Here is a 19,904-nt window from a genome sequence, read left to right as displayed (position 1 = left end):
CGCGCGCGTGGAGGGCGCTCCCGGCCCTGCCCGCCAGCCGCCCGCCGACGCGGAGACCTCATGAACGTACTGCTCGACAACTTCTCGGAATTCCGTGACGGCTTCATAGGAACCGTGGAGATCACCGCCGTCAGTTCGGTCATCGCCCTGGTCCTCGGGCTGCTGCTGGCCGGATTCCGGGTCTCGCCGGTGCCGCCGCTGCGCTTCTTCGGCACCGCCTGGGTGACGCTGCTGCGCAACACCCCGCTGACCCTGCTCTTCCTCGTCTTCTTCTTCGTCGTCCCGGAGATCTTCTTCCCCGGGATGAGCCCCTTCCTGCTGGGCTCGCTCGCCCTCGGCTTCTACACCGCCTCCTTCGTCTGCGAGACGGTCAGGTCCGGCATCAACACCGTCCCGCTGGGCCAGGCCGAGGCCGCCCGCTCGATCGGGATGTCGTTCACGCAGACCCTCCGCCTGATCGTGCTGCCGCAGGCCACCCGGACCGTGATCCCGCCGCTGAGCTCGATCTTCATCGCGCTCACCAAGAACTCGGCGATCGCCGGCGCCTTCAGCGTCACCGAACTCTTCGGCTGGCAGAAGCTGATGAGCGACCAGGGCTACGACATCGTCCCCGTCTTCGTCTGGGTCGCCCTGGGCTACCTGGTCGTCACCTTCTTCATCAGCGGCCTCTTCCGCCTGCTGGAGAGCCGTATGGAGGTCGCCCGATGAGCGCCAGCGTTCTCTACGACGCCCCGGGCCCCAAGGCCGTCGTACGCAACCGGATCTACGCCGTCCTCGGCTCGCTCGCCATCCTCGCGCTGCTCGCCCTGAGCATCGTGCGACTGTCGGACAAGGGCCATCTCGCCCCCGAGATGTGGGACATCTTCAACTACTCGGGCATCCGGCAGAACATCGCCGACGGCGTCGTCGCCACCCTGAAGGCCTTCGGCCTCGCGGCGGTCGGCTCGCTGGTCCTCGGCGTACTGCTCGCGGTCGCGCGCCTCTCCGACCACAAGCCGGTCCGCTGGGCCGCGACCGGCTTCGTCGAGCTGTTCCGTTCGATCCCGCTGCTGATCACCATCTACGCCGTCTGGGTCGGTTTCCTGACCGACTACTCGATGTGGGCGCTGGCGCTCGGCCTGTCGATCTACAACGGCTGCGTCCAGGCCGAGGTGCTGCGCGCGGGCGTCAACTCCGTGCCCCGGGGCCAGCGCGAGGCGGCGTACGCGCTCGGCATGAGCAAGACCCAGGTCATGACCAGCGTGCTCATGCCACAGGCGGTCCGGGCGATGCTGCCGACGATCATCAGCCAGCTGGTGGTCACCCTGAAGGACACCTCGCTCGGCTTCATCATCCTGTACCCCGAGCTGCTCCAGACCGCCCGTCTGATCGCGAGCAACACGCAGGTCAACGGCCAGTACCCGTACGTGTCGACGATCGTCGTCATCGGCGTCATCTACGTGGCGATGTGCCTGGCCCTCTCCGGGCTCGCCACCTGGATCGAGCGGCGCGGCCGGCGTGCCAGGACCGGCATCCCGGTGGCCGGGGCGGCCGCGCCGCTGGCCGCCGCCGATCCGGTCGGCGCGGTCGCGGGAACCGGCGGCGAAGCGCCCGACCGGCGTGACGATACGACAATCTGACGATGTATGAGGCAGTGGCGCTCGCGTCACTGCCTCCGTCACTTGACGCAAGCACCCGCAGTGGGTTGCATACGTTCTGTGATCGTGCACCGGGTCCTCAGCGCCACCTGCCAGTCGTCCCGCCGGGCCCAGGGAGCCACGCCGTGGACCCGGTGATCGTCGTCGGCGCCGGTCCGGTCGGACTCGCGCTCGCCCTCTCCCTCGCCGCCCAGAAGGTCCCCTCCGTCGTCCTGGACGAGCAGCCGGGCGGTGAGGAGCCCCGCCCGGTCCGTACGGCCGTCCTGCGGCCCGACACGGCCGCCTTCGTGGAACGGCTGGGCTGCGCCGCGGTACGCGACGAGGGGGCCCGCTGGACGGGCTGGCGGGGCATGCGGCGCGCCACCCTGCAACGCCAGGTCTCCTTCGGCGACGACCCCGAGGGCCCCGACGGCCCCGGCAACCTCGACGGCCCCGGCAACCTCGACGGCGGCCCCTCCCCGGTCCATCTGCCCCAGCACGCCCTCACCCGCGCCCTGCGGGACGCGGCGGCCGTCTCCCGGCTCGTCCGGCTGGCGCCCGCGGGCCGTCTGGACGCCTTGGAGCAGGACGACGACGGCGTCGCCGCCCACACCACGGGCCCGGACGCCACCTGGTGGCGCGGCAGCTACCTGGTGGGCTGCGACGGCGCGCGCTCCACCGTGCGCAAGCTCCTCGACGTCCGCTTCGCCGGGCGTACGGCGGTGGAGCGCCTGGCCGTCGTGGCCCTGCGCACCGAACTCCCCTGGCCCGGTGAGGCGGTGCTGCACCGGCTGCCCCCGTGGCGCTCCGCGGGCGAGGAGATCACCGCCCGACCGCTGCCGGAGGGGGCCTGGCGCGTCGACTGGCTGCTGCCCGACCGCTCCGAACTGGTCACCCCGGACGCGCTGATGGGCCGGCTGCGCGACACCCTGGCCGGCTGGTGCGGCACGACTCCCCCGTACGAGCTGCTGGACACCGGTGTGTACACGCTGCACCACCGCCTCGCCCGGCGCTGGCGGGTGCGGCGCGCCTTCCTCGCCGGGGACGCCGCCCATCTGCTGGGCGCCGTGGGCATCCAGGGCCTCGACGAGGGGCTGCGGGACGTCTCCAATCTGGCCTGGAAGCTGGCACAGGCCTGGCACCACGGTGCCTCCGAAGTACTGCTCGACAGCTACCAGACGGAGCGCCGCGCGAGTGTCGCCGCCCGGCTGCGCGCCGCCGACCAGGCGATGCAGGTGCTGCGCGGCGGCGGAGGGTTGCGCGCGTACCTTCCGGGCGCCGCGCGCGGCCACGACACGCTCCTCGCCGACGGCCACTTGGGGCGCGGCCCGCTCGGCGCGCCCCCCTCCTACCCGCACTCCCCCCTCGCACCCCCACCCGCCGAGGCGCACACACCGGTCGGCACGGAAGTGGGCGCGCCGGTCGACGACGTCCCGGTCACGGCGCCGGACGGGTCGGTGGTGGCCCTGCGGGACCGGCTCGGCCGGGGCCGGCTCCTGGTGGTCCTGGTGGCGCCCGGTACCGGTGTCTGGGACCGGCGGCACTGGCTGACCGCCGGGGTCATGCCGCGTCTGACGGCCGCGGTCAACACCCTGCCCGCCGAGGCCGAGTTGCTGGTGGCCGAGGCCTACCCGGGAGCGGCGGCCCACACGGTGCTGCTCGTACGCCCCGACGGGCATCTGGTCGCGGCGTTCGGCGGGGTGTGGCCGGGCGAGCTGTACACGGCCGCCGACGCGGTGCGCGGCGGGGCCGTCGTCCACGCGCGCGCGGAGGACCGCACCGCGGACATCAATTGACCCGTCCAGGCGCACATGGTGTACTCCGGAACGTGACCGACACCGATGTGCGCCTGTGGCGGAGGGTCCATATGGACCTCGTCCGCTACGCGGGCTGCGTGTGTCGTCCGTCCCGCTGATTCGCTCCCCGCACCTCGCGCCGCCGGGCCGCTGTCCGGCGTACGCGCGCACCCGCGAACTCCCCCAGGACGGCACCCCATGTCACCTTCCGCGCACCCCTCCACGCCCGGCCCCCATGTCTTCGCCCCCGGTACCACCGCCGCCGCGTCCGCCGCGCCGAACGAGGCGGACCTGCTCGACTTCGTCCGCCGCACCGCCGCCGACGCCTCGCTCGTCTCCTCCCTGCCGCTCGACCCGCAGGGCAGGACGTGGATCCGGCTGGAGGGGCCCGGCGGCAGCGAGGCCTGGCTGATCGGCTGGCCGCCCGGCACCGGCACCGGCTGGCACGACCACGGCGGCTCCCACGGCGCGTTCGCCACGGCCGCCGGAACGCTCAGGGAGGACTCCCTGGCGGCCAGGCTGCCGGCGGAGGGGTGGAAGACGCTGGAACTCGCCGCGGACCTCGACCGTTCACGCAGCGTGGAGGCCGGGGAGGGGCGGGCTTTCGGCCCCCACCATGTGCACGAGGTCAGGAACGAGTCGACGACCCGGCACACGATCTCGGTCCACGCCTACTATCCGCCGCTGCCCCTGATCCGGCGCTTCAGCCGTACGGGCGCGGTGCTGCGGCTGGAGCACGTCGAGCGTCCGGAGGACTGGCAGTGAGCGAACACCCGGTGGGGATCGACGCGTTGCTGGAGCGCGTCCGCGAGGGCCTGGACCGGGTGGGGCCGCGGGAGGCGCACGACGCCGCGCTCGCGGGCGAGGCGCTCCTGGTCGACATCCGGTACGCGGCGCTGAGGGAGCGCGACGGTCTGATCCCGGGGGCGCTGGTCGTCGAGCGCAACGAGCTGGAGTGGCGGCTGGACCCGCGGGGCAGCCACCGCGCCCCGGAGGCCACGAGCCATGACCTGCGGATCGTGGTGATCTGCAACGAGGGCTACGCCTCGTCCCTCGCGGCCGCCTCCCTGCACGGGCTGGGGCTGCACCGGGCGACGGACCTGGCGGGCGGATTCCAGGCATGGCGCGCGGAGGGGCTGCCGGTGACGGCACCCGCGTGAGGGCCGCTGCCGGTCGGCGGGTGAACGCCTGAGACCGGCAGCCCGGCACCCGCCACCCGGGGCGGTACGCCCCGCAGGCGCGACCGTCCGGAACGTCCGCTCCGCAAGCCCTGTCCGTACGCCCCGGCTACACGGAAGCCGTCACCATCGGGATCGGCGCCGTCCCGAGACCGACGTGCAATCCCTGCGCCGCTGGACGACCGCCGGAACATCTGGTCCGCACGCCGCATGCGTACGCCCCGCCCGCTCCGGCCTGTCCGTTCGCCCTGTCAGAACGTCTCGTACAGGTCGTCCGCCGTTTCGCCCTCGGCCTCCAGGGCCTGGCGGACGACCCGCAGGGCCATGCCCTCGGGGTAGCCCTTGCGGGCCAGCATCCCGGCGAGGCGGCGGATGCGGCGGTCGCGGTCCAGGCCGCGGGTGGAGCGGAGCCTGCGGGCCACCAGCTCCCGCGCGGTCTCCTCCTCCTGGTCGGAGTCGAGCTGTCCGACGGCCTCGTCGACGACCGCCGAGTCCACGCCCTTGGTGCGCAGCTCCCGGGCGAGCGCCCGGCGGGCCAGGCCGCGCCCGTGGTGGCGGGACTCGACCCAGGCGTCCGCGAACGCCGCGTCGTTGATCAGCCCCACCTCCTCGAAGCGGGAGAGGACCTCCTCGGCGACCTCATCGGGGATCTCGCGCTTCTTGAGGGCGTCGGCCAGTTGCTTACGGGTCCGGGGGGTCCCGGTGAGCAGGCGCAGGCAGATCGTCCGCGCCCGCTCGGCCGGGTCCTGCGGCGCCGGGTCCCTCTCGGCCCCCGACGAACCGGCGCCTTCGCCGTCGCCGAATCCTTCCGGGCCGGCCCGTCGGGAACCGGCCCGCTGCGCGCCCGGCCGCGCGGACCGGGCCCTTTCGGGGCCCGGTCCGTCCGGCTCGGCCCATTCGGTCCTGCGTGTCATGGTCTAGCTCTTGGCAGCGGCGGCCTTGGCCGTCTTGGCCTTGGTGGCCGGGGCGGGCACGGATGCCGCCTCCGCCTCCGGGGCCGCACCGGCCGCGTCCGCGCCGGACTCGGCCTTCGGCTCCTCCGGCCGGACGCCGACGCCCAGCTTCTCCTTGATCTTCTTCTCGATCTCGTTGGCGAGGTCGGGGTTGTCCTTCAGGAAGTTGCGGGCGTTCTCCTTGCCCTGGCCGAGCTGGTCGCCCTCGTACGTGTACCAGGCGCCGGCCTTGCGGACGAAGCCGTGCTCGACGCCCATGTCGATCAGGCCGCCCTCACGGCTGATGCCCTGGCCGTAGAGGATGTCGAACTCGGCCTGCTTGAAGGGAGGCGCGACCTTGTTCTTGACGACCTTGACCCGGGTGCGGTTGCCGACCGCGTCGGTGCCGTCCTTCAGGGTCTCGATACGGCGGATGTCGAGGCGCACCGAGGCGTAGAACTTCAGGGCGCGGCCACCGGTGGTGGTCTCCGGCGAGCCGAACATCACACCGATCTTCTCGCGGAGCTGGTTGATGAAGATCGCGGTGGTCTTGGACTGGTTCAGCGCGCTGGTGATCTTCCGGAGCGCCTGGCTCATCAGCCGGGCCTGGAGACCCACGTGGGAGTCGCCCATCTCGCCCTCGATCTCCGCGCGCGGCACCAGGGCCGCGACGGAGTCGATGACGATCAGGTCGAGCGCGCCCGAGCGCACCAGCATGTCGACGATCTCCAGAGCCTGCTCGCCGTTGTCCGGCTGGGACAGGATCAGGTTGTCGATGTCGACGCCGAGCTTCTTCGCGTACTCGGGGTCCAGGGCGTGCTCGGCGTCCACGAAGGCCACCTGGCCGCCGGCCTTCTGCGCGTTGGCCACCGCGTGCAGGGTCAGGGTCGTCTTGCCGGAGGACTCCGGGCCGTAGACCTCCACCACGCGGCCGCGCGGGAGGCCGCCCACGCCGAGCGCCACGTCGAGCGCGGTCGACCCGGTGGGGATGACCTCGATGGGCTCATTCGGCCGCTCGCCCAGGCGCATCACCGCGCCCTTGCCGAATTGCCGTTCAATCTGTGCGAGCGCGGCGTCGAGCGCCTTCTCGCGGTCGGTTCCTGCCATGGGTTCCACCCGGTTTGCTTGAGTCGATCGCTTCACGTCAAAGACGCTAACCCCTGCCACTGACAATGGGCCCCGGAGTCCCTCCCGCCTGTGGATAACCCCCACCGGAAACCCGGCGGAACCCAAGTGAACCCAGGGCCGCGCTTCCATATGAATGGATGTTCGATTTTGGTGTCAAGCGCACCACGCGGGCCCCGCCGGGCGTCGCGGTGACGCCCCGGCGGGGGCGGGCGGCTACTCCGCCCGGTCCCGGCGCAGCGCCCGCCGGACGCGCACCAGGGCGGAGTCCCCGACCCGCTCGCGCCGGCCGTGGACGCGCGGGTCGTCCATCACGTCGTACCGCTTCACATAGGCGCCCAGGAACGCCTGGAGCGTCGCCACCGCGGGGATCGCGATCAGCGCGCCGACCGCCCCCATCAGGGCGGTGCCCGCGATGACCGAGCCGAAGGCGACCGCCGGGTGGATGTCGACCGTCTTGGCGGTGAGCTTGGGCTGGAGCATGTAGTTCTCGAACTGCTGGTAGATCACCACGAAGCCGAGCACCCACACCGCGTACCAGGGGTCGACGGTGAAGGCGATCAGCATGGGCAGCGCGCCCGCCAGGTAGGTGCCGATGGTGGGGATGAACTGGGAGACCAGACCCACCCAGACCGCGAGCACCGGGGCGTACGGCACGCCCAGGATCTGCAGCAGGACGTAGTGCGCGACTCCGGAGATGAGCGCCATCAGACCGCGCGAGTAGAGGTAGCCGCCGGTCTTGTCGACCGCGAGCTCCCAGGCGCGCAGCACCTCGGCCTGGCGGGAGGGCGGCAGCATGGAGCAGACCGTGCGCCGCAGCCGGGGCCCGTCGGCCGCGAAGTAGAACGAGAAGAGGAAGATCGTCAGCAGCCGGAAGAGGCCGCCCAGCACGGTGGTCGAGACGTCGAGCACACCGCTGGCGCTGTTCTGCACGTACTTCTGGAGCCAGTCCGAGTGCAGCAGGCTGTCCTGGACCTCGACCCGGGAGAGGTCGGTGTGGAAGTTCTGGTTGACCCAGCTGATCACGGAGTCAAGGTACTTGGGGAAGTGCTCGACCATGTCGACGATCTGGCCCGCCAGCATCGAGCCGAGCAGCACGATGAACCCGGCCGTCACGAGGAAGACCGCGAAGAAGACGATGAAGGTGGCGAGGCCGCGGCGCATCCCGCGCGCCGACATCCGCCCCACGGCCGGTTCCACCGCGAGGGCGAGGAAGAACGAGATCAGCACGTTGATGAGCAGCCCGATGAGCTGGTGGAACGCCCAGTTGCCGAGCTGGAAGCAGGCGTAGAGGGCGAGCGCGAGCACCATGGCGCGCGGCAGCCACCGGGGCATGCGCACGGCGCCGCCGGTCCCGGGCACGGGCGGCGGCGGCCCGGCGGTCCCGCCCCCCGGGGCCGCGCCGGGGGCGGCCGGGACGTCGCCCGCGCCCCCGGCCTCGGGCGGGCGCCCCTCGCCCGCGGAACGCGGCTCGGACGCGGAACGGGCTTCTGCTTCCCCGGCTCCGCGGTCGTTCCCGGCCGGGCGGTCGGCCCGGTGGTCTGTCTGGGTGTCGCTCTCGTCAGTGGGTGCCACACGGCCAGTCTCGCCCATGGCCCGGACAGCGCGGGCCGTCAGCCCCGGATCGTCACCGCCTGTGTGCGGGCACGTCCATGGCGGCGCACACGGCCCGCCAGACGTCCCTGGTCTCCCAGCCCGCGTCGAGCGCCTCGTGCACGGTGCGATGGCCGAGCTCGGCGATCACGTGGTCGCGCGCGAAGGAGTCGGCGTAGGCGGCGCCGAAGTGCTCGGCCATCCGCTCCCAGAAAATCGTCAACCGCATGCCACCAGTATCCCGCCCTGAGAGTGCAGCCGAGGCCGTCCGGCTCGACCGCGGCGCCGGGCGCCCTACGGTCGGACCATGGCCGGATCCGGAACATCACCCGCGACTGTCCGCACGTCCCGCGCGCCCCGCACACCGCTCGCCCGAGCCGAGCACTTCGTGTGGCTGACGGCCCGCGTGCTGGAGCAGCGGCGGTTCGCGCACCACTTCCTCGGCAGCGGCGCCGACCCCGTGGAGACCGCACTCGCCGCCTACCAGAACGACGACGGGGGCTACGGGCACGCGCTGGAGCCCGATCTGCGCGGCCCCGTCAGCCAGCCGCTGCACACCGCGCACGCGCTGCGCGTCCTGGACTCCGTCGCCCGTGTGAGCGGCCGGGGGACGGAACGGGTCTGCGGCTATCTGACGGCGGTCTCCACGCGGGACGGCGCCCTGCCCGCGCTGCACCCGTCGGCGCGCGGCTACCCCGTCGCGCCGTTCGTGCGGATCGTCGACGACCCGCCCAGCGAGCTGCTGGCCACCGGCCCGGTGGTCGGGCTGCTCCACCGCAACCAGGTGTGGCACGCCTGGCTCTTCCGGGCCACGGACTACTGCTGGGCGGCCGTCGACGCCCTGGAGAAGTCGCACCCGTACGAGATCGAGGCGGCGGTCGCCTTCCTGGACGGGGTGCCGGACCGCGCGCGGGCCGAGGCGGCGGCCGACCGGCTCGGGCGTCTGGTGCGCGAGCAGCGGCTCGCGGTGCTCGATCCGGACCGGCTCGGGGACTTCCCGGTCGCCCCCGGATACGCCCCGTCCGAGCACCACTTCCCGCACGACTACGCGCGCGTACCGGAATCCCTGGCCCGGCGCTGGTTCACGGACGAGGAGATGGCGCGCTCGCTCGACCACCTCGCGGCCGAGCAGCGGGAGGACGGCGGCTGGCCCATCCACTGGCGCGAATGGGCGCCGGGCACCGCTCTGGAGTGGCGGCCGATCGTGACGATCGAGGCGCTGCGGACCCTGCGCGCGCACGGCCGCGCGATCGACTGAGGCAGGGCGTCCGGACATCCGCCCGCGCCCGGTACGGGACGGGCGGATGTCCGGCGTGCGGACCGCGGGGCGCCCTCAGCCGCCCAGGGCCCGCACCGCGGCCGTCACCAGGACGGCGGCGGCGACGATCACCAGGAACGGCGCGCGCAGCATCAGGGCCACGGCTGCCGCCGCGAGACCCGCGCCCCTGGCGTCGAGGACCAGGGCGTGGCCGCTGCTGAAGGTCTGCTGGGCGGTGAGGGCGGCCAGCAGGGCGACCGGGAGCAGCGCGGCGAGCCGTCGCACCAGGGGCCGCTCCAGCGCCCCGGCGGGGACCAGGAGGCCGAGGAGCTTGACCAGGTAGCAGCTGACGGCGGTGGCGGCGATGGCGAGCCAGATGGTCAACGCCCCGCTCCCTTCGTGGAGTTCCCGTCGGCCGAGGCGGAGTCCGGGGTGGTCCCGCGGCTCCTAGAGGCGCCCGCGCGCCCCTTCAGGAAGAGGACGACGGGTGCGGCGAGCGCGGCCACCAGGACCGGTGCCCCGGCGGGCAGCACCGGCAGGAAGCCGAGGGCCAGCAGGACCGCGAGCCCGGCGGTGACGCGTTCCGTGGCGGTGGTGAGCATCGGCGCGAGCAGCGCGAGGAAGACGGCGGGGCTCGCCGCGTCCAGCCCCCACGCGTCCGTGTCGCCGATCGCCTCCGCGCCCATCGCCCCGGCCAGGGTCGTCAGGTTCCACAGGACGTAGAGCGTGAGGCCGGTGACGGTGAAGCCGATCCGCGCGGCCCGCCGGGTGGGCTGGGCGAGGGTGACGGCGGTCGTCTCGTCGATGACCCATTGGGCGGCGAAGGGCCGCACCGCGCGCGGGAGTGCCAGTAGCTGCGAAAGCCGCAGCCCGTAGAAAGCGTTGCGTACGCCCAGGAAGAAGGCGCCGGCCGCCGCCGTGAAGGGGTTGCCGCCCGCCGCGAGCGCCCCCACCAGGGCGAACTGCGAGGCGCCGGTGAAGACGAGCAGGCTGAGCGCGCACGTCTGTAGGAGGGTGAGCCCCGAGCCCGCCGAGGTCACGCCGAAGGCGAAGCCGGAGAGCCCGACCGCGATGCCGACGCCGAGGGCGTCCCTGACCACGGCGGAGTCGGGCTTGTGCTCGCCCGCGACGGCGGGGTCCGGCCGTGCGCCCCTGCCGGGGGAGCTCGGGGGACCCGCGTCCTCGGGGCGTATGTCCGGGAGTGCTGACTGTTCTGCTGCCACGCCCCGGACGTTACGTGGGCGGGGCTCCCGCGTTCTTGTACGTTCTTGCGCGCTCCCTGCGGTACGCGCCCGGCGTCACGCCCACGATGCGGGTGAAGTGGCGGTTGAGGTGCGGCTGGTCGGTGAAGCCCACGGCCACGGCGGCCTCCGCGGGCGCGGTCCCGGCCTCCAGGAGCAGCCTGGCGCGCCGCACGCGCTCACCGGTGAGCCAGGTGTGCGGGGGCAGCCCGTACGTGGCCTTGAAGGCCCGCAGCAGGGCGAACGGGCTGGTCCCGAGGTCGTGGGCGAGCCGCTCCAGGGACGGCGGGTCGGCGAGGCGCTCCTCCAGGAGGGCGCGGGCGGCCGCGGCCGTACGGGTGCCCGCCGATCCGGTGGTGCGCGCGGGCAGGGAGCGTCCGTGCCGGCGCAGCAGCCGGGCGACGGCGATGCGGAACACCGTGTCGGCGGCGAGCGCGTTGCCCTGCTCGGCCGCCCGGTGCACCTCGTGGATGAGCAGCGAGGTGTCCGGGTCCTCGACGATGGTCTCGGCGAAGCCCACGCTCCCGCGCAGGGTGGTGACCTCGGCCGCGAGGTCGGCGATGAGCTGCGAGGACGGATAGAGCGTGGCGTACGTCCAGCCCTCGGGGACGCCGGCGCGGGCCGAGTGCGGCACCTCGGGGTTGATCATGACGACGGTGCCGGGGCGCGCCCGTACGGTCTCCCCGGGCAGCACGACGTCCTCGATCCCGCCGCGCACCGCGCCGAAGACGAAGCCCTCGTGGCTGTGGCGGGAGAAGGAGTGGCTGACGTAGCGGGCGTGCAGCAGTTCGAGGCCCGGCAGCCCCGGGTACCGCCAGTGCCGTGCCCACTCCTCGGCCGCGTTCATATCCGTATTCTCGCAGCTCCGGGCCATTGTCAGTGGGTGGGTGCACGATGGGGACCATGGCAAGGACAGCGCTGGACTCCTTCTCTCCCGCGACCAGGAGCTGGTTCACGGGGGCCTTCACCGCGCCCACCGCCGCTCAGGAAGGCGCCTGGCGGGCGATCTCCGAGGGGTCGGACGTGCTGGTGGTCGCGCCGACGGGTTCGGGCAAGACCCTCGCCGCGTTCCTTGCCGCGCTGGACGGGCTGGCCGCCGCCCCGCCGCCCGCCGAGCCGAAGAAGCGCTGCCGGGTGCTGTACGTGTCGCCGCTGAAGGCGCTGGCGGTCGACGTCGAGCGCAATCTGCGCTCCCCGCTCACCGGTATCCGCCAGGAGTCGGTGCGCCTGGGGCTGCCGGAGCCGGAGGTGCGGGTGGGGATCCGGTCCGGCGACACCCCGCCCGCCGAGCGCCGCGCCATGTCGACCCGGCCGCCCGACATTCTGATCACCACCCCCGAATCGCTGTTCCTGATGCTCACCTCCTCCGCGCGCGAGGCGCTCGCGGGCGTGGAGACGGTGATCCTGGACGAGGTGCACGCGGTGGCGGGCACCAAGCGCGGAGCCCATCTGGCCCTGTCCCTGGAGCGGCTGGACGAGCTGCTGGCCAGGCCGGCCCGCCGGATCGGCCTTTCGGCGACGGTCCGCCCGGTGGACGAGGTGGCGCGCTTCCTGTCGCCGCAGCGCAAGGTGGAGATCGTCCAGCCGCGCTCCACCAAGGAGTTCGACCTGTCGGTGGTCGTGCCGGTGGAGGACCTGGGAGAGCTGGGCGGCGCGCCGGCGGCCGACGCCGCCGAGGGCGCGGAGAAGCCGTCGATCTGGCCGCATGTGGAGGAGCGCATCGTCGACCTGGTGCAGGCGCACCGCTCGACGATCGTCTTCGCCAACTCCCGGCGCCTGGCCGAGCGGCTGTGCAACCGGCTCAACGAGATCGCTCACGAACGGGCCACGGCGGCCGCGCTGGAGGCGGGCGAGTCCGCCGTGCCGCTCGACGAGGCCCATGCCCCCGCCGAGGTCATGGCGCAGTCGGGGGCGGCCAAGGGCGCGCCGCCCGTCCTCGCGCGCGCCCATCACGGCTCGGTCTCCAAGGAACAGCGCTCCCTCGTCGAGGAGGACCTCAAAGCGGGCCGGCTGCCCGCCGTGGTCGCCACCTCCAGCCTGGAACTGGGCATCGACATGGGCGCGGTGGACCTGGTCGTCCAGGTCGAGTCGCCGCCCTCGGTCGCCTCCGGCCTCCAGCGGGTGGGCCGCGCGGGCCACCAGGTGGGCGCGGTCTCCACGGGAGTGGTCTTCCCGAAGTATCGGGGCGATCTGGTCCAGTCGGCGGTGGTGACCGAGCGGATGCGTTCGGGAGCCATCGAGTCCCTGCGGATCCCGTCCAACCCGCTGGACGTGCTGGCGCAGCAACTGGTCGCCATGACGGCGCTGGACAGCTGGCAGGCGGACGACCTGCTGGCCCTGGTCCGCCGGGCGGCGCCCTTCGCGGCCCTGCCGAAGTCGGCGTTCACGGCCGTCCTGGACATGCTGGCGGGCCGCTATCCCTCGGACGCCTTCGCCGAGCTGCGCCCGCGCGTGGTCTGGGACCGCGTGGCGGGGACGGTCACGGGCCGCCCCGGCGCGCAGCGCCTCGCGGTGACGTCCGGCGGCACCATCCCGGACCGCGGCCTCTTCGGCGTCTTCCTCGCGGGCTCCGACCCCAAGAAGGGCGGCGGCCGGGTCGGAGAGCTCGACGAGGAGATGGTCTACGAGTCACGCGTCGGCGATGTGTTCACGCTGGGCACCACGTCCTGGCGGATCGAGGACATCACCCGCGACCGGGTACTGGTCTCCCCCGCCCCCGGCGTGCCGGGCAGGCTGCCCTTCTGGAAGGGCGACCAGCTGGGCCGCCCGCTCGAACTGGGGCGCGCGCTGGGCGCGTTCCTGCGCGAGGTCGGCTCCCTCAGCGCCGAGGACGCGCGGCTGCGGCTGCTGAGCGCGGGCCTGGACGCCTGGGCGGCGGACAACGTGATCGCCTACCTCGACGAGCAGCGCCGCGCCTGCGGCCATGTGCCCGACGACCGCACGATCCTCGTGGAGCGGTTCCGCGACGAGCTGGGCGACTGGCGGGTCGTCATCCACTCCCCCTTCGGCGCCCAGGTGCACGCCCCCTGGGCGCTGGCCCTCGGCGCCCGCCTGGCCGAGCGGTACGGGATGGACGCCCAGGTGATGCACGCCGACGACGGCATCGTGCTGCGGCTGCCCGACGCCGATCTGATGGGCCTGGACCTGCTCGACCAGGACCCGGGCCACCTGGACTCGACGTTCGACAGCGAGCAGGCGCCGGTCGGCGCCGCGGACGCCGTCTTCGACAAGAGCGAGATCGAGCAGATCGTCACCGAACAGGTCGGCGGCTCCGCGCTGTTCGCCGCCCGCTTCCGCGAGTGCGCCGCGCGCGCGTTGCTGCTCCCGCGCCGCAACCCGGGCAAGCGCACCCCGCTGTGGCAGCAGCGCCAGCGCGCGGCCCAACTGCTCCAGGTGGCGAGCGAGTTCGGCTCGTTCCCGATCGTCCTGGAGGCCGTCCGCGAGTGCCTCCAGGACGTCTTCGACGTACCGGGTCTGACCGAGCTGATGGGCGACCTGGAGGCGCGCCGGGTCCGGCTGGTCGAGGTGACCACGCCCGAGCCGTCCCCCTTCGCGCGGTCGCTGCTCTTCGGCTATGTCGCCCAGTTCCTGTACGAGGGCGACTCGCCGCTGGCCGAGCGGCGGGCCGCCGCCCTCTCGCTCGACTCCCATCTGCTGGCCGAGCTGCTGGGCCAGGCGGAGCTGCGCGAGCTGCTGGACGCGGAGGTCCTCACCGAGCTGGAGCAGGAGCTCCAGTGGCTCACCGAGGACCGCCGGATCAAGGACGTGGAGGGCGTCGCCGACCTGCTGCGGGTCCTGGGCCCGCTGACCGACGAGGAGCTGGTCGCGCGCGGCGCCGAGGCGCCGTGGCCGCAGGAGCTCGCGTCCGCCCGCCGCGCCATCCGGGTCCGGCTCGGCGGCACCGAGCACTGGGCGGCGATCGAGGACGCCGGGCGGCTGCGCGACGCGCTGGGCACGGCGCTGCCGGTGGGCGTGCCGGAGGCGTTCATGGAGCCGGTCAAGGACCCCCTCGGCGACCTCCTCTCGCGGTACGCGCGCACGCACGGCCCGTTCACCTCGGCCACGGCCGCAGCCAGGTTCGGCCTCGGTACGGCCGTCACCGAGGGCGCGCTGCAACGGCTGGCGGCGAGCGGGCGGGTGGTGCAGGGCGAGTTCCACCCGGCGGGGCTCGGCCAGGAGTGGTGCGACGCGACGGTGCTGCGCAGGCTGCGGCGCCGCTCCCTGGCGGCGCTGCGCCACGAGCTCGAACCGGTGCCGCCCGCGGCGCTGGCCACCTTCCTGCCCCAGTGGCAGCACCTGGGGAGCAACAGCCTGCGCGGGATCGACGGGCTGGCCCGGGCCGTCGAGCAGGTGCAGGGCGCCGCCGTACCCGCGTCCGCGCTGGAGAAGCTGGTGCTGCCGTCCCGGGTCTCCGACTACGGACCGGGGATGCTGGACGAACTCACCACCACCGGCGAGGTCCTGTGGGCGGGGGCGGGTGCCCTGCCGGGCAAGGACGGCTGGGTCTCGCTGTATCTCGCGGACGCGGCGCCCCTGCTGCTGCCAGCGCCGCACCCCTTGGAGCTGACCGCGCTGCACGAGTCGGTGCTGACGGCGCTCGCTCCCGGGTACGGGCTGTTCTTCCGCCAGATCGCCGACCAGGTCCGCGCCACCACGCACCCGGAGGCGACCGATCCCCAGCTGGCCGACGCCGTATGGGACCTGGCGTGGTCGGGGCGGCTCACCAACGACACCCTGGCGCCGCTGCGGGCGTTGCTGGGGTCGGGCCGCACCGCCGGGTCCACCGCGCACCGGGCCAAGCGGGCGGTGCCGCGCGGGCGGTACGGGTCGCTGACGGCGGCCGCGCGCTCCGCCTCGCGCACCGGTCCGCCGACGGTGTCGGGGCGCTGGTCCCTGCTGCCCGCCCGTGAGCCGGACCCCACGCACCGGGCGCACGCCCTGGCCCGCACGCTCCTCGACCGCCACGGCGTGGTGACGCGGGGCGCGGTCGCGGCCGAGGGGGTCGAGGGCGGCTTCTCGGCCACGTACCGGATCCTGGCGGCGTTCGAGGACAGCGGGCAGGCGCGGCGCGGCTATGTGGTCGAGGGGCTGGGCGCGGCCCAGTTCGCGATGGACGGGGCGGTGGACCGGCTGCGGGCGGCGGCCACCGCGCGCGACCGCGCGGAGGCGCGGCCGACGCCCCGGGGGGTGGTGCTGGCGGCGGCGGACCCGGCCAACGCGTACGGGGCGGCGCTTCCCTGGCCCGAGCCGCCGTCGGGGGCCGGGCACAAGCCGGGCCGCAAGGCGGGGTCGATGGTGGTCCTGGTCGACGGCGAGCTCACGCTCTACATGGAGCGTGGCGGCAAGTCCCTGCTCGTCTGGCCGTCCGAGCCCGACGATCCGGCGCTGCTGGCGGCGGTGGAGTCGCTGGCGGGGGCGGCTCGGGCGGGGCGGCTGGGGACGGTGATGGTGGAGCGGGTCAACGCCGAGGCCGCGCTCACGTCGCCGCTGGCGCGGGCGCTGGAGTCCGCGGGGTTCGTTCCTACGCCGAGGGGGTTGCGGCTGCGGCCTTGAATCCCCCACCCCGCCCCTTCCCTGAACCCTCCGGGGGTGGGGGCGGGCTGAGGCGTGAGCTTCTCCCCGGGGCGGCGCCCCGACCCCCCTCAAGGCGGGCCGCGCGAGCCCCGCACCCCACTTACCGGGCTGCGCCCAAGCCCCCTCAAAGCGGACTACGCAAGCCCCTCACTCACTCACCGGACTGCGCCCCGGCCCCCCAACCCACCGGGCTGCGCCCCGACCCCCTCAGAGCGGGCCGCGCGAGCCCCGCACCCACCCATCGGGCTGCGACCCCGGCCCCACCGCCACCACGAGCCATGCGGCCCTTCTTGCCGGGCTGCGCCCGGGCAGCCCCCTCTTTCATCTGCGGAGCGTGCTGGGTTGCTCGCGCAGTTCCCCGCGCCCCTGAGGGGGTCCCCCGCACCCGGACCACTTGCCTCAGCCACAACCCCCAGGGGCGCGGGGAACTGCGCGACCAGCCCCCACCGACCCGCAGACGCATCACCTCCCCAGACACCCCACCCCCACTCCCGCCCCCACCCTCACCCCCACCCTCACCCCCACCCTGCACAATGGCTTCATGCCCGAAGGAGACACCGTCTGGCAGGCCGCCCGTCGGCTCGACGCCGCGCTGGGCGGATGTGAGCTGATCCGGTCCGATCTGCGGGTGCCCCGGCTCGCGACCGTGGACCTGACGGGGCGGACCGTCCTGGACGTCACCCCGCGCGGCAAGCACCTCCTCACCCGTATCGAGGGCGGCCTCACCCTCCACTCGCATCTGCGCATGGAGGGCACCTGGCGGATCTTCGCGCCCGGGGAACGCTGGCGGGGCGGCCGGAGCGACCAGATCCGGGCGATCCTGGGCACCGAGGAGCGTACGGCGGTCGGCTACCGCCTGGCCGTCCTCCAACTCCTCCGCACCCGCGACGAGCACCGCGTCGTCGGCCACCTCGGCCCCGATCTGCTCGGCCCGGACTGGGACCCCGAAATCGCCCTGCGCAACCTGCTCCGGGACCCCGCCAGGCCCCTCGGCGAGGCCCTGCTCGACCAGCGCAACCTCGCGGGCGTCGGCAACATCTACAAGTCCGAGATCTGCTTCGCCGTCCGGGCGGTGCCCTGGCTGCCGGTGGGCGACCTCACCGACCCCGTCCGGGTCGTCGTCGCCGCCAAGAAGATCATGGAGGCGAACCGGGAGCGCACGTCCCGGCAGGTGTACGTGTACGGGCGCGGCGGGCGCCCCTGCCCCCGCTGCGGTACCGCCCTGCGCGTCACCACCCTCCGCGACCCCTCCGGAAGCGAGCGCCCCACGTACTGGTGCCCCCGGTGCCAGCCCAGCCCGCCGGTGTCCGCCCAGGCCGGACGGAACAGCGACTGACCCGGAAGCCCGGCACGGCGGGTAGGGGCCACGAAGGGCCGCAAGGGCACCGCGACCCCCCAGTTGACGCCCCGTCAGCTCCCCCCGTACCGTCCCCGCATGCCCCTCTCGGCGTACGACCTCACCGATCGGACCGCCTTCGTGACCGGCGCCGCCGGCGGTATCGGGCGGGCCAGTGCCGTCCTGCTGGCGCAGGCGGGCGCGGTCGTGCACTGCGCCGACCTCGACGAGCAGGGCCTCCGTCGCACCCGCGAGCTGATCGCCAAGGCGGGCGGCACCGCGTACACCCACGCGCTCGATGTGACCGATCACACCCGGCTGCGCGCGGCCGTCCGGGACGCGGGCCGGATCGACGTCCTGGCCGCCGTCGCCGGGATCATGCACTCCAGCACGGTCCTCGACACCGACGACGCCGACCTCGACCGTGTGCTCGCGGTCAACTTCAAGGGCGTGCTGCACTCCTGCCAGGAGGCGGCCCGCGTGATGATCGAGAACGGCACGCCCGGCAGCATCGTCACCATGGCGTCCGGAGCCGTCGACTCCGCCGGGGCCGGGCTGTTCTGCTACAGCGCATCGAAGGCGGCCGTCATCCAGCTGACCAAGACCCTCGCCACCGAGCTCGGCCCGCACTCCATACGCGTCAACGCCATAGCCCCGGGCTGGGTCCGTACGCCGATGACCGAGCGGCACTCGGCCGAGCACCAGCGGCAGATCGAGTCGACGATGGTCCGGCTCTCCCCGCTCGGACGGCTGGGCGAGCCCGAGGACATCGCGCACACCGTGCTCTACCTCGCCTCGGACGCGTCCTCGTTCATGACGGGTCAGATCCTCCGTCCGAACGGCGGCGTCGCGATGCCCTGGTGACCGCGGGGCCCGTGACGTGGACGGGCAGGAGGCTCAGGCCCCAGCCGCCCGCCGCCACCGTGCCTTCGAGCACGCCGGCGTCCTCGGGCGCCGCCAGCAGGCGCACCACCGCCCACCACCACAGCGCCCCCACCACGAGCGCCGGCACCCATCGCACCGCCACTGCCATGGCCGCCTCCTCGGGCCGACGCTAGACCGCTCCCCCCGTCCATCGGGAGGGCGCACCGGGTACCACCCCGGCGCGCATGCCGCCCCGTACGCCCCGCGAGCCGGTCCGGGCTCCCGGGCCCGTCAGCCGCTCTCCGCCTGGAACATCCAGGCGTGCTTCTCCAGGTCCGCCGTCAGCCCGATGAGCACGTCCTGGCTGACCGGGTCCGGGTCGCCGGTGGCGTCGATCCGTTCGCGCATCCTCGTCACGACCGCGCCCAGCGCGTCGACCAGGATCCGTACCGCGTCCCCGTCCTTGATCCAGCCGGTGGGCGTCTTGCCGATCGCGCTCGTCGAGGACACGGTCGCCGCCCTGCCGTCCGGGGTGACCCCGAGCGCGGCGGCCCGCTCGGCGACCGTGTCGGAGTGGAGCCGGGCGGTGTCGACCACCTCGTCGAGCTGGAGGTGCACGGACCTGAAGCGCGGCCCGACGACGTTCCAGTGGACCTGCTTGGCGACCAGCGCCAGGTCCACGAGGTCGACGAGTGCGCCCTGGAGGGCGTCACCCACCACCTTCAGATCGGTCTCGGACAGCGAGCTCTTCACGACAGACATCCATGGACTCCGTTCGGTGTGCACCGGCTCCTCGCGTTCACCCACCACCTTGGCACGAAGCCCCAAAGGGGGCATGTCAAAGGTTTCAGGGCAAAGAGAAGCCCCGGCCGGTCAAGAGACCGGCCGGGGCTTCTCACAGACAGAGCCCGACAGCGTCAGGCCGCGACGACGTCCACCGCTTCCGCGGGCGCCTTGATCGTCACACGCTCGGTCGGGACGCCGGTCACCGACGTCACGGAGATCGAATTGAGCATCGGACGTACCGGTGCGGGCACCGGGTCGCTCGCCGCCGCCGAGGCAGCGAGCTCGGCAAGTGCCAGCTCGTCGCTCACTTCCCGCATGAGCTCGGACATCCGTACGTCAAGCGCGTCGCAGATGGCGGAGAGCAGCTCGGAGGATGCCTCCTTCTGCCCCCGCTCCACCTCGGAGAGATAGCCGAGTGAGACTCGGGCGGACGAGGAGACTTCGCGCAGAGTACGGCCCTGGCGCTGGCGCTGCCGACGCAGCACGTCACCCAGCAGGCGACGGAGCAGAATCATCGGTGGCTCCCTCCTCGGACCGCGTAGCCGCATCCTTCACGCCCCACCGTACCGCCTCGCGCCGCGGCCGTGCGGGGAGCGATGTCGTGT

General features: G+C 73.6%; 20 protein-coding genes. 10 read left to right on the top strand and 10 right to left on the bottom strand.

The features are described 5' to 3' along the window. The first annotated feature begins 60 nt into the window (after positions 1-60). From AC069K_RS25225 to AC069K_RS25200, 6 genes are all read left to right on the top strand, one after another. Positions 61-708 (top strand): amino acid ABC transporter permease, encoded by a 648-nt coding sequence (locus AC069K_RS25225; protein WP_365108736.1) that lies wholly within the window; start codon positions 61-63, stop codon positions 706-708. Then, a complete protein-coding gene (locus AC069K_RS25220; RefSeq protein ID WP_365108738.1) occupies positions 705-1,619 on the top strand; it encodes an amino acid ABC transporter permease in 915 nt (304 codons plus the stop codon). The genes AC069K_RS25225 and AC069K_RS25220 overlap by 4 nt, the downstream gene beginning before the upstream one ends. 143 nt (positions 1,620-1,762) lie before the next feature. Beyond that, the gene (locus tag AC069K_RS25215; RefSeq protein WP_478620113.1) at positions 1,763-3,412 is read left to right on the top strand and encodes an FAD-dependent monooxygenase; all 1,650 of its coding nucleotides are present in this window, start codon (positions 1,763-1,765) and stop codon (positions 3,410-3,412) included. Beyond that, on the top strand, positions 3,319-3,531 hold the full coding sequence (locus AC069K_RS25210) for a putative leader peptide (protein WP_358991321.1): 213 nt from the start codon (positions 3,319-3,321) through the stop codon (positions 3,529-3,531). Before AC069K_RS25215 ends, AC069K_RS25210 begins: the two co-directional genes overlap by 94 nt. 79 nt (positions 3,532-3,610) lie before the next feature. Further along, on the top strand, positions 3,611-4,177 hold the full coding sequence (locus AC069K_RS25205) for a cupin domain-containing protein (RefSeq protein ID WP_478620110.1): 567 nt from the start codon (positions 3,611-3,613) through the stop codon (positions 4,175-4,177). After that, positions 4,168-4,572 carry a rhodanese-like domain-containing protein gene (locus AC069K_RS25200; protein WP_478620450.1) on the top strand — a complete coding sequence of 135 codons (405 nt, stop codon included), beginning with the start codon at positions 4,168-4,170 and terminating at the stop codon, positions 4,570-4,572. Before AC069K_RS25205 ends, AC069K_RS25200 begins: the two co-directional genes overlap by 10 nt. A 269-nt stretch (positions 4,573-4,841) precedes the next feature. On the opposite strand, the gene recX is transcribed toward AC069K_RS25200, so the two are convergent. The 4 genes from recX to AC069K_RS25180 form a co-directional block, all read right to left on the bottom strand. Then, complete coding sequence (gene recX / locus AC069K_RS25195) at positions 4,842-5,504, bottom strand: recombination regulator RecX (protein ID WP_478620107.1); 663 nt, start codon at positions 5,502-5,504, stop codon at positions 4,842-4,844. A gap of 3 nt (positions 5,505-5,507) precedes the next feature. Then, entirely contained in the window at positions 5,508-6,629 is a 1,122-nt protein-coding gene (gene recA, locus AC069K_RS25190; RefSeq protein WP_365108749.1) for a recombinase RecA, read from the bottom strand. Between the two features lie 234 nt (positions 6,630-6,863). Continuing rightward, positions 6,864-7,982, bottom strand: a complete 1,119-nt coding sequence (locus AC069K_RS25185; RefSeq protein ID WP_478620447.1) for an AI-2E family transporter — start codon at positions 7,980-7,982, stop codon at positions 6,864-6,866. A 292-nt stretch (positions 7,983-8,274) separates the two neighbouring features. After that, positions 8,275-8,469, bottom strand: a complete 195-nt coding sequence (locus tag AC069K_RS25180) for a DUF3046 domain-containing protein (protein WP_358834139.1) — start codon at positions 8,467-8,469, stop codon at positions 8,275-8,277. A 78-nt stretch (positions 8,470-8,547) separates the two neighbouring features. Here AC069K_RS25180 and AC069K_RS25175 point away from each other — a divergent pair, with 78 nt between their 5' ends. After that, positions 8,548-9,498 (top strand): hypothetical protein, encoded by a 951-nt coding sequence (locus AC069K_RS25175; protein WP_478620102.1) that lies wholly within the window; start codon positions 8,548-8,550, stop codon positions 9,496-9,498. 75 nt (positions 9,499-9,573) lie between these two features. On the opposite strand, the gene AC069K_RS25170 is transcribed toward AC069K_RS25175, so the two are convergent. From AC069K_RS25170 to AC069K_RS25160, 3 genes are read right to left on the bottom strand one after another with little or no spacing between them, the layout of a single operon-like run. Continuing rightward, positions 9,574-9,882 carry an AzlD domain-containing protein gene (locus tag AC069K_RS25170; RefSeq protein WP_365108754.1) on the bottom strand — a complete coding sequence of 103 codons (309 nt, stop codon included), beginning with the start codon at positions 9,880-9,882 and terminating at the stop codon, positions 9,574-9,576. Next, positions 9,879-10,721, bottom strand: a complete 843-nt coding sequence (locus tag AC069K_RS25165; protein ID WP_365108757.1) for an AzlC family ABC transporter permease — start codon at positions 10,719-10,721, stop codon at positions 9,879-9,881. Before AC069K_RS25165 ends, AC069K_RS25170 begins: the two co-directional genes overlap by 4 nt. 10 nt (positions 10,722-10,731) lie before the next feature. Next, on the bottom strand, positions 10,732-11,586 hold the full coding sequence (locus AC069K_RS25160) for a helix-turn-helix transcriptional regulator (protein WP_365108759.1): 855 nt from the start codon (positions 11,584-11,586) through the stop codon (positions 10,732-10,734). A 56-nt stretch (positions 11,587-11,642) separates the two neighbouring features. Here AC069K_RS25160 and AC069K_RS25155 point away from each other — a divergent pair, with 56 nt between their 5' ends. The 3 genes from AC069K_RS25155 (at position 11,643) to AC069K_RS25145 (ending at position 18,513) form a co-directional block, all read left to right on the top strand. Then, complete coding sequence (locus tag AC069K_RS25155) at positions 11,643-16,292, top strand: ATP-dependent helicase (RefSeq protein WP_478620097.1); 4,650 nt, start codon at positions 11,643-11,645, stop codon at positions 16,290-16,292. Positions 16,293-16,854: 562 nt separating this feature from the next. After that, complete coding sequence (locus AC069K_RS25150; protein ID WP_365108764.1) at positions 16,855-17,649, top strand: Fpg/Nei family DNA glycosylase; 795 nt, start codon at positions 16,855-16,857, stop codon at positions 17,647-17,649. A 99-nt stretch (positions 17,650-17,748) separates the two neighbouring features. Then, a complete protein-coding gene (locus tag AC069K_RS25145; RefSeq protein ID WP_365108767.1) occupies positions 17,749-18,513 on the top strand; it encodes an SDR family NAD(P)-dependent oxidoreductase in 765 nt (254 codons plus the stop codon). Here the strand turns inward: AC069K_RS25145 and AC069K_RS25140 are convergent. The 3 genes from AC069K_RS25140 to AC069K_RS25130 all read right to left on the bottom strand — a co-directional run bounded on the left by AC069K_RS25140 (position 18,461) and on the right by AC069K_RS25130 (position 19,814). Beyond that, entirely contained in the window at positions 18,461-18,676 is a 216-nt protein-coding gene (locus tag AC069K_RS25140) for a hypothetical protein (protein WP_478620445.1), read from the bottom strand. The two genes, AC069K_RS25145 and AC069K_RS25140, sit on opposite strands and share 53 nt — an antisense overlap. Positions 18,677-18,804: 128 nt before the next feature. After that, complete coding sequence (locus AC069K_RS25135; protein WP_365108773.1) at positions 18,805-19,275, bottom strand: Dps family protein; 471 nt, start codon at positions 19,273-19,275, stop codon at positions 18,805-18,807. 155 nt (positions 19,276-19,430) lie between these two features. Beyond that, complete coding sequence (locus AC069K_RS25130) at positions 19,431-19,814, bottom strand: helix-turn-helix domain-containing protein (protein WP_067165033.1); 384 nt, start codon at positions 19,812-19,814, stop codon at positions 19,431-19,433. Positions 19,815-19,904: the final 90 nt, after the last annotated feature.

The sequence above is a fragment of the Streptomyces sp. NPDC043908 genome (genome assembly GCF_056435525.1).
The sequence above is the reverse complement of the archived record's forward strand: the minus strand, read 5'-3'. Positions and strand labels throughout refer to the sequence as shown.

Excerpts from the sequence above, each read along its gene's own strand:
- AC069K_RS25225 (WP_365108736.1), top strand. The coding sequence starts at position 61 with ATGAACGTACTGCTCGACAACTTCTCGGAATTCCGTGACGGCTTCATA.
- AC069K_RS25220 (WP_365108738.1), top strand. The coding sequence starts at position 705 with ATGAGCGCCAGCGTTCTCTACGACGCCCCGGGCCCCAAGGCCGTCGTA.
- AC069K_RS25205 (WP_478620110.1), top strand. The coding sequence starts at position 3,611 with ATGTCACCTTCCGCGCACCCCTCCACGCCCGGCCCCCATGTCTTCGCC.
- recX (WP_478620107.1), bottom strand. The coding sequence starts at position 5,504 with ATGACACGCAGGACCGAATGGGCCGAGCCGGACGGACCGGGCCCCGAA.
- recA (WP_365108749.1), bottom strand. The coding sequence starts at position 6,629 with ATGGCAGGAACCGACCGCGAGAAGGCGCTCGACGCCGCGCTCGCACAG.
- AC069K_RS25185 (WP_478620447.1), bottom strand. The coding sequence starts at position 7,982 with ATGCCCCGGTGGCTGCCGCGCGCCATGGTGCTCGCGCTCGCCCTCTAC.
- AC069K_RS25180 (WP_358834139.1), bottom strand. The coding sequence starts at position 8,469 with ATGCGGTTGACGATTTTCTGGGAGCGGATGGCCGAGCACTTCGGCGCC.
- AC069K_RS25175 (WP_478620102.1), top strand. The coding sequence starts at position 8,548 with ATGGCCGGATCCGGAACATCACCCGCGACTGTCCGCACGTCCCGCGCG.
- AC069K_RS25160 (WP_365108759.1), bottom strand. The coding sequence starts at position 11,586 with ATGAACGCGGCCGAGGAGTGGGCACGGCACTGGCGGTACCCGGGGCTG.
- AC069K_RS25155 (WP_478620097.1), top strand. The coding sequence starts at position 11,643 with ATGGCAAGGACAGCGCTGGACTCCTTCTCTCCCGCGACCAGGAGCTGG.
- AC069K_RS25150 (WP_365108764.1), top strand. The coding sequence starts at position 16,855 with ATGCCCGAAGGAGACACCGTCTGGCAGGCCGCCCGTCGGCTCGACGCC.
- AC069K_RS25145 (WP_365108767.1), top strand. The coding sequence starts at position 17,749 with ATGCCCCTCTCGGCGTACGACCTCACCGATCGGACCGCCTTCGTGACC.
- AC069K_RS25135 (WP_365108773.1), bottom strand. The coding sequence starts at position 19,275 with ATGTCTGTCGTGAAGAGCTCGCTGTCCGAGACCGATCTGAAGGTGGTG.
- AC069K_RS25130 (WP_067165033.1), bottom strand. The coding sequence starts at position 19,814 with ATGATTCTGCTCCGTCGCCTGCTGGGTGACGTGCTGCGTCGGCAGCGC.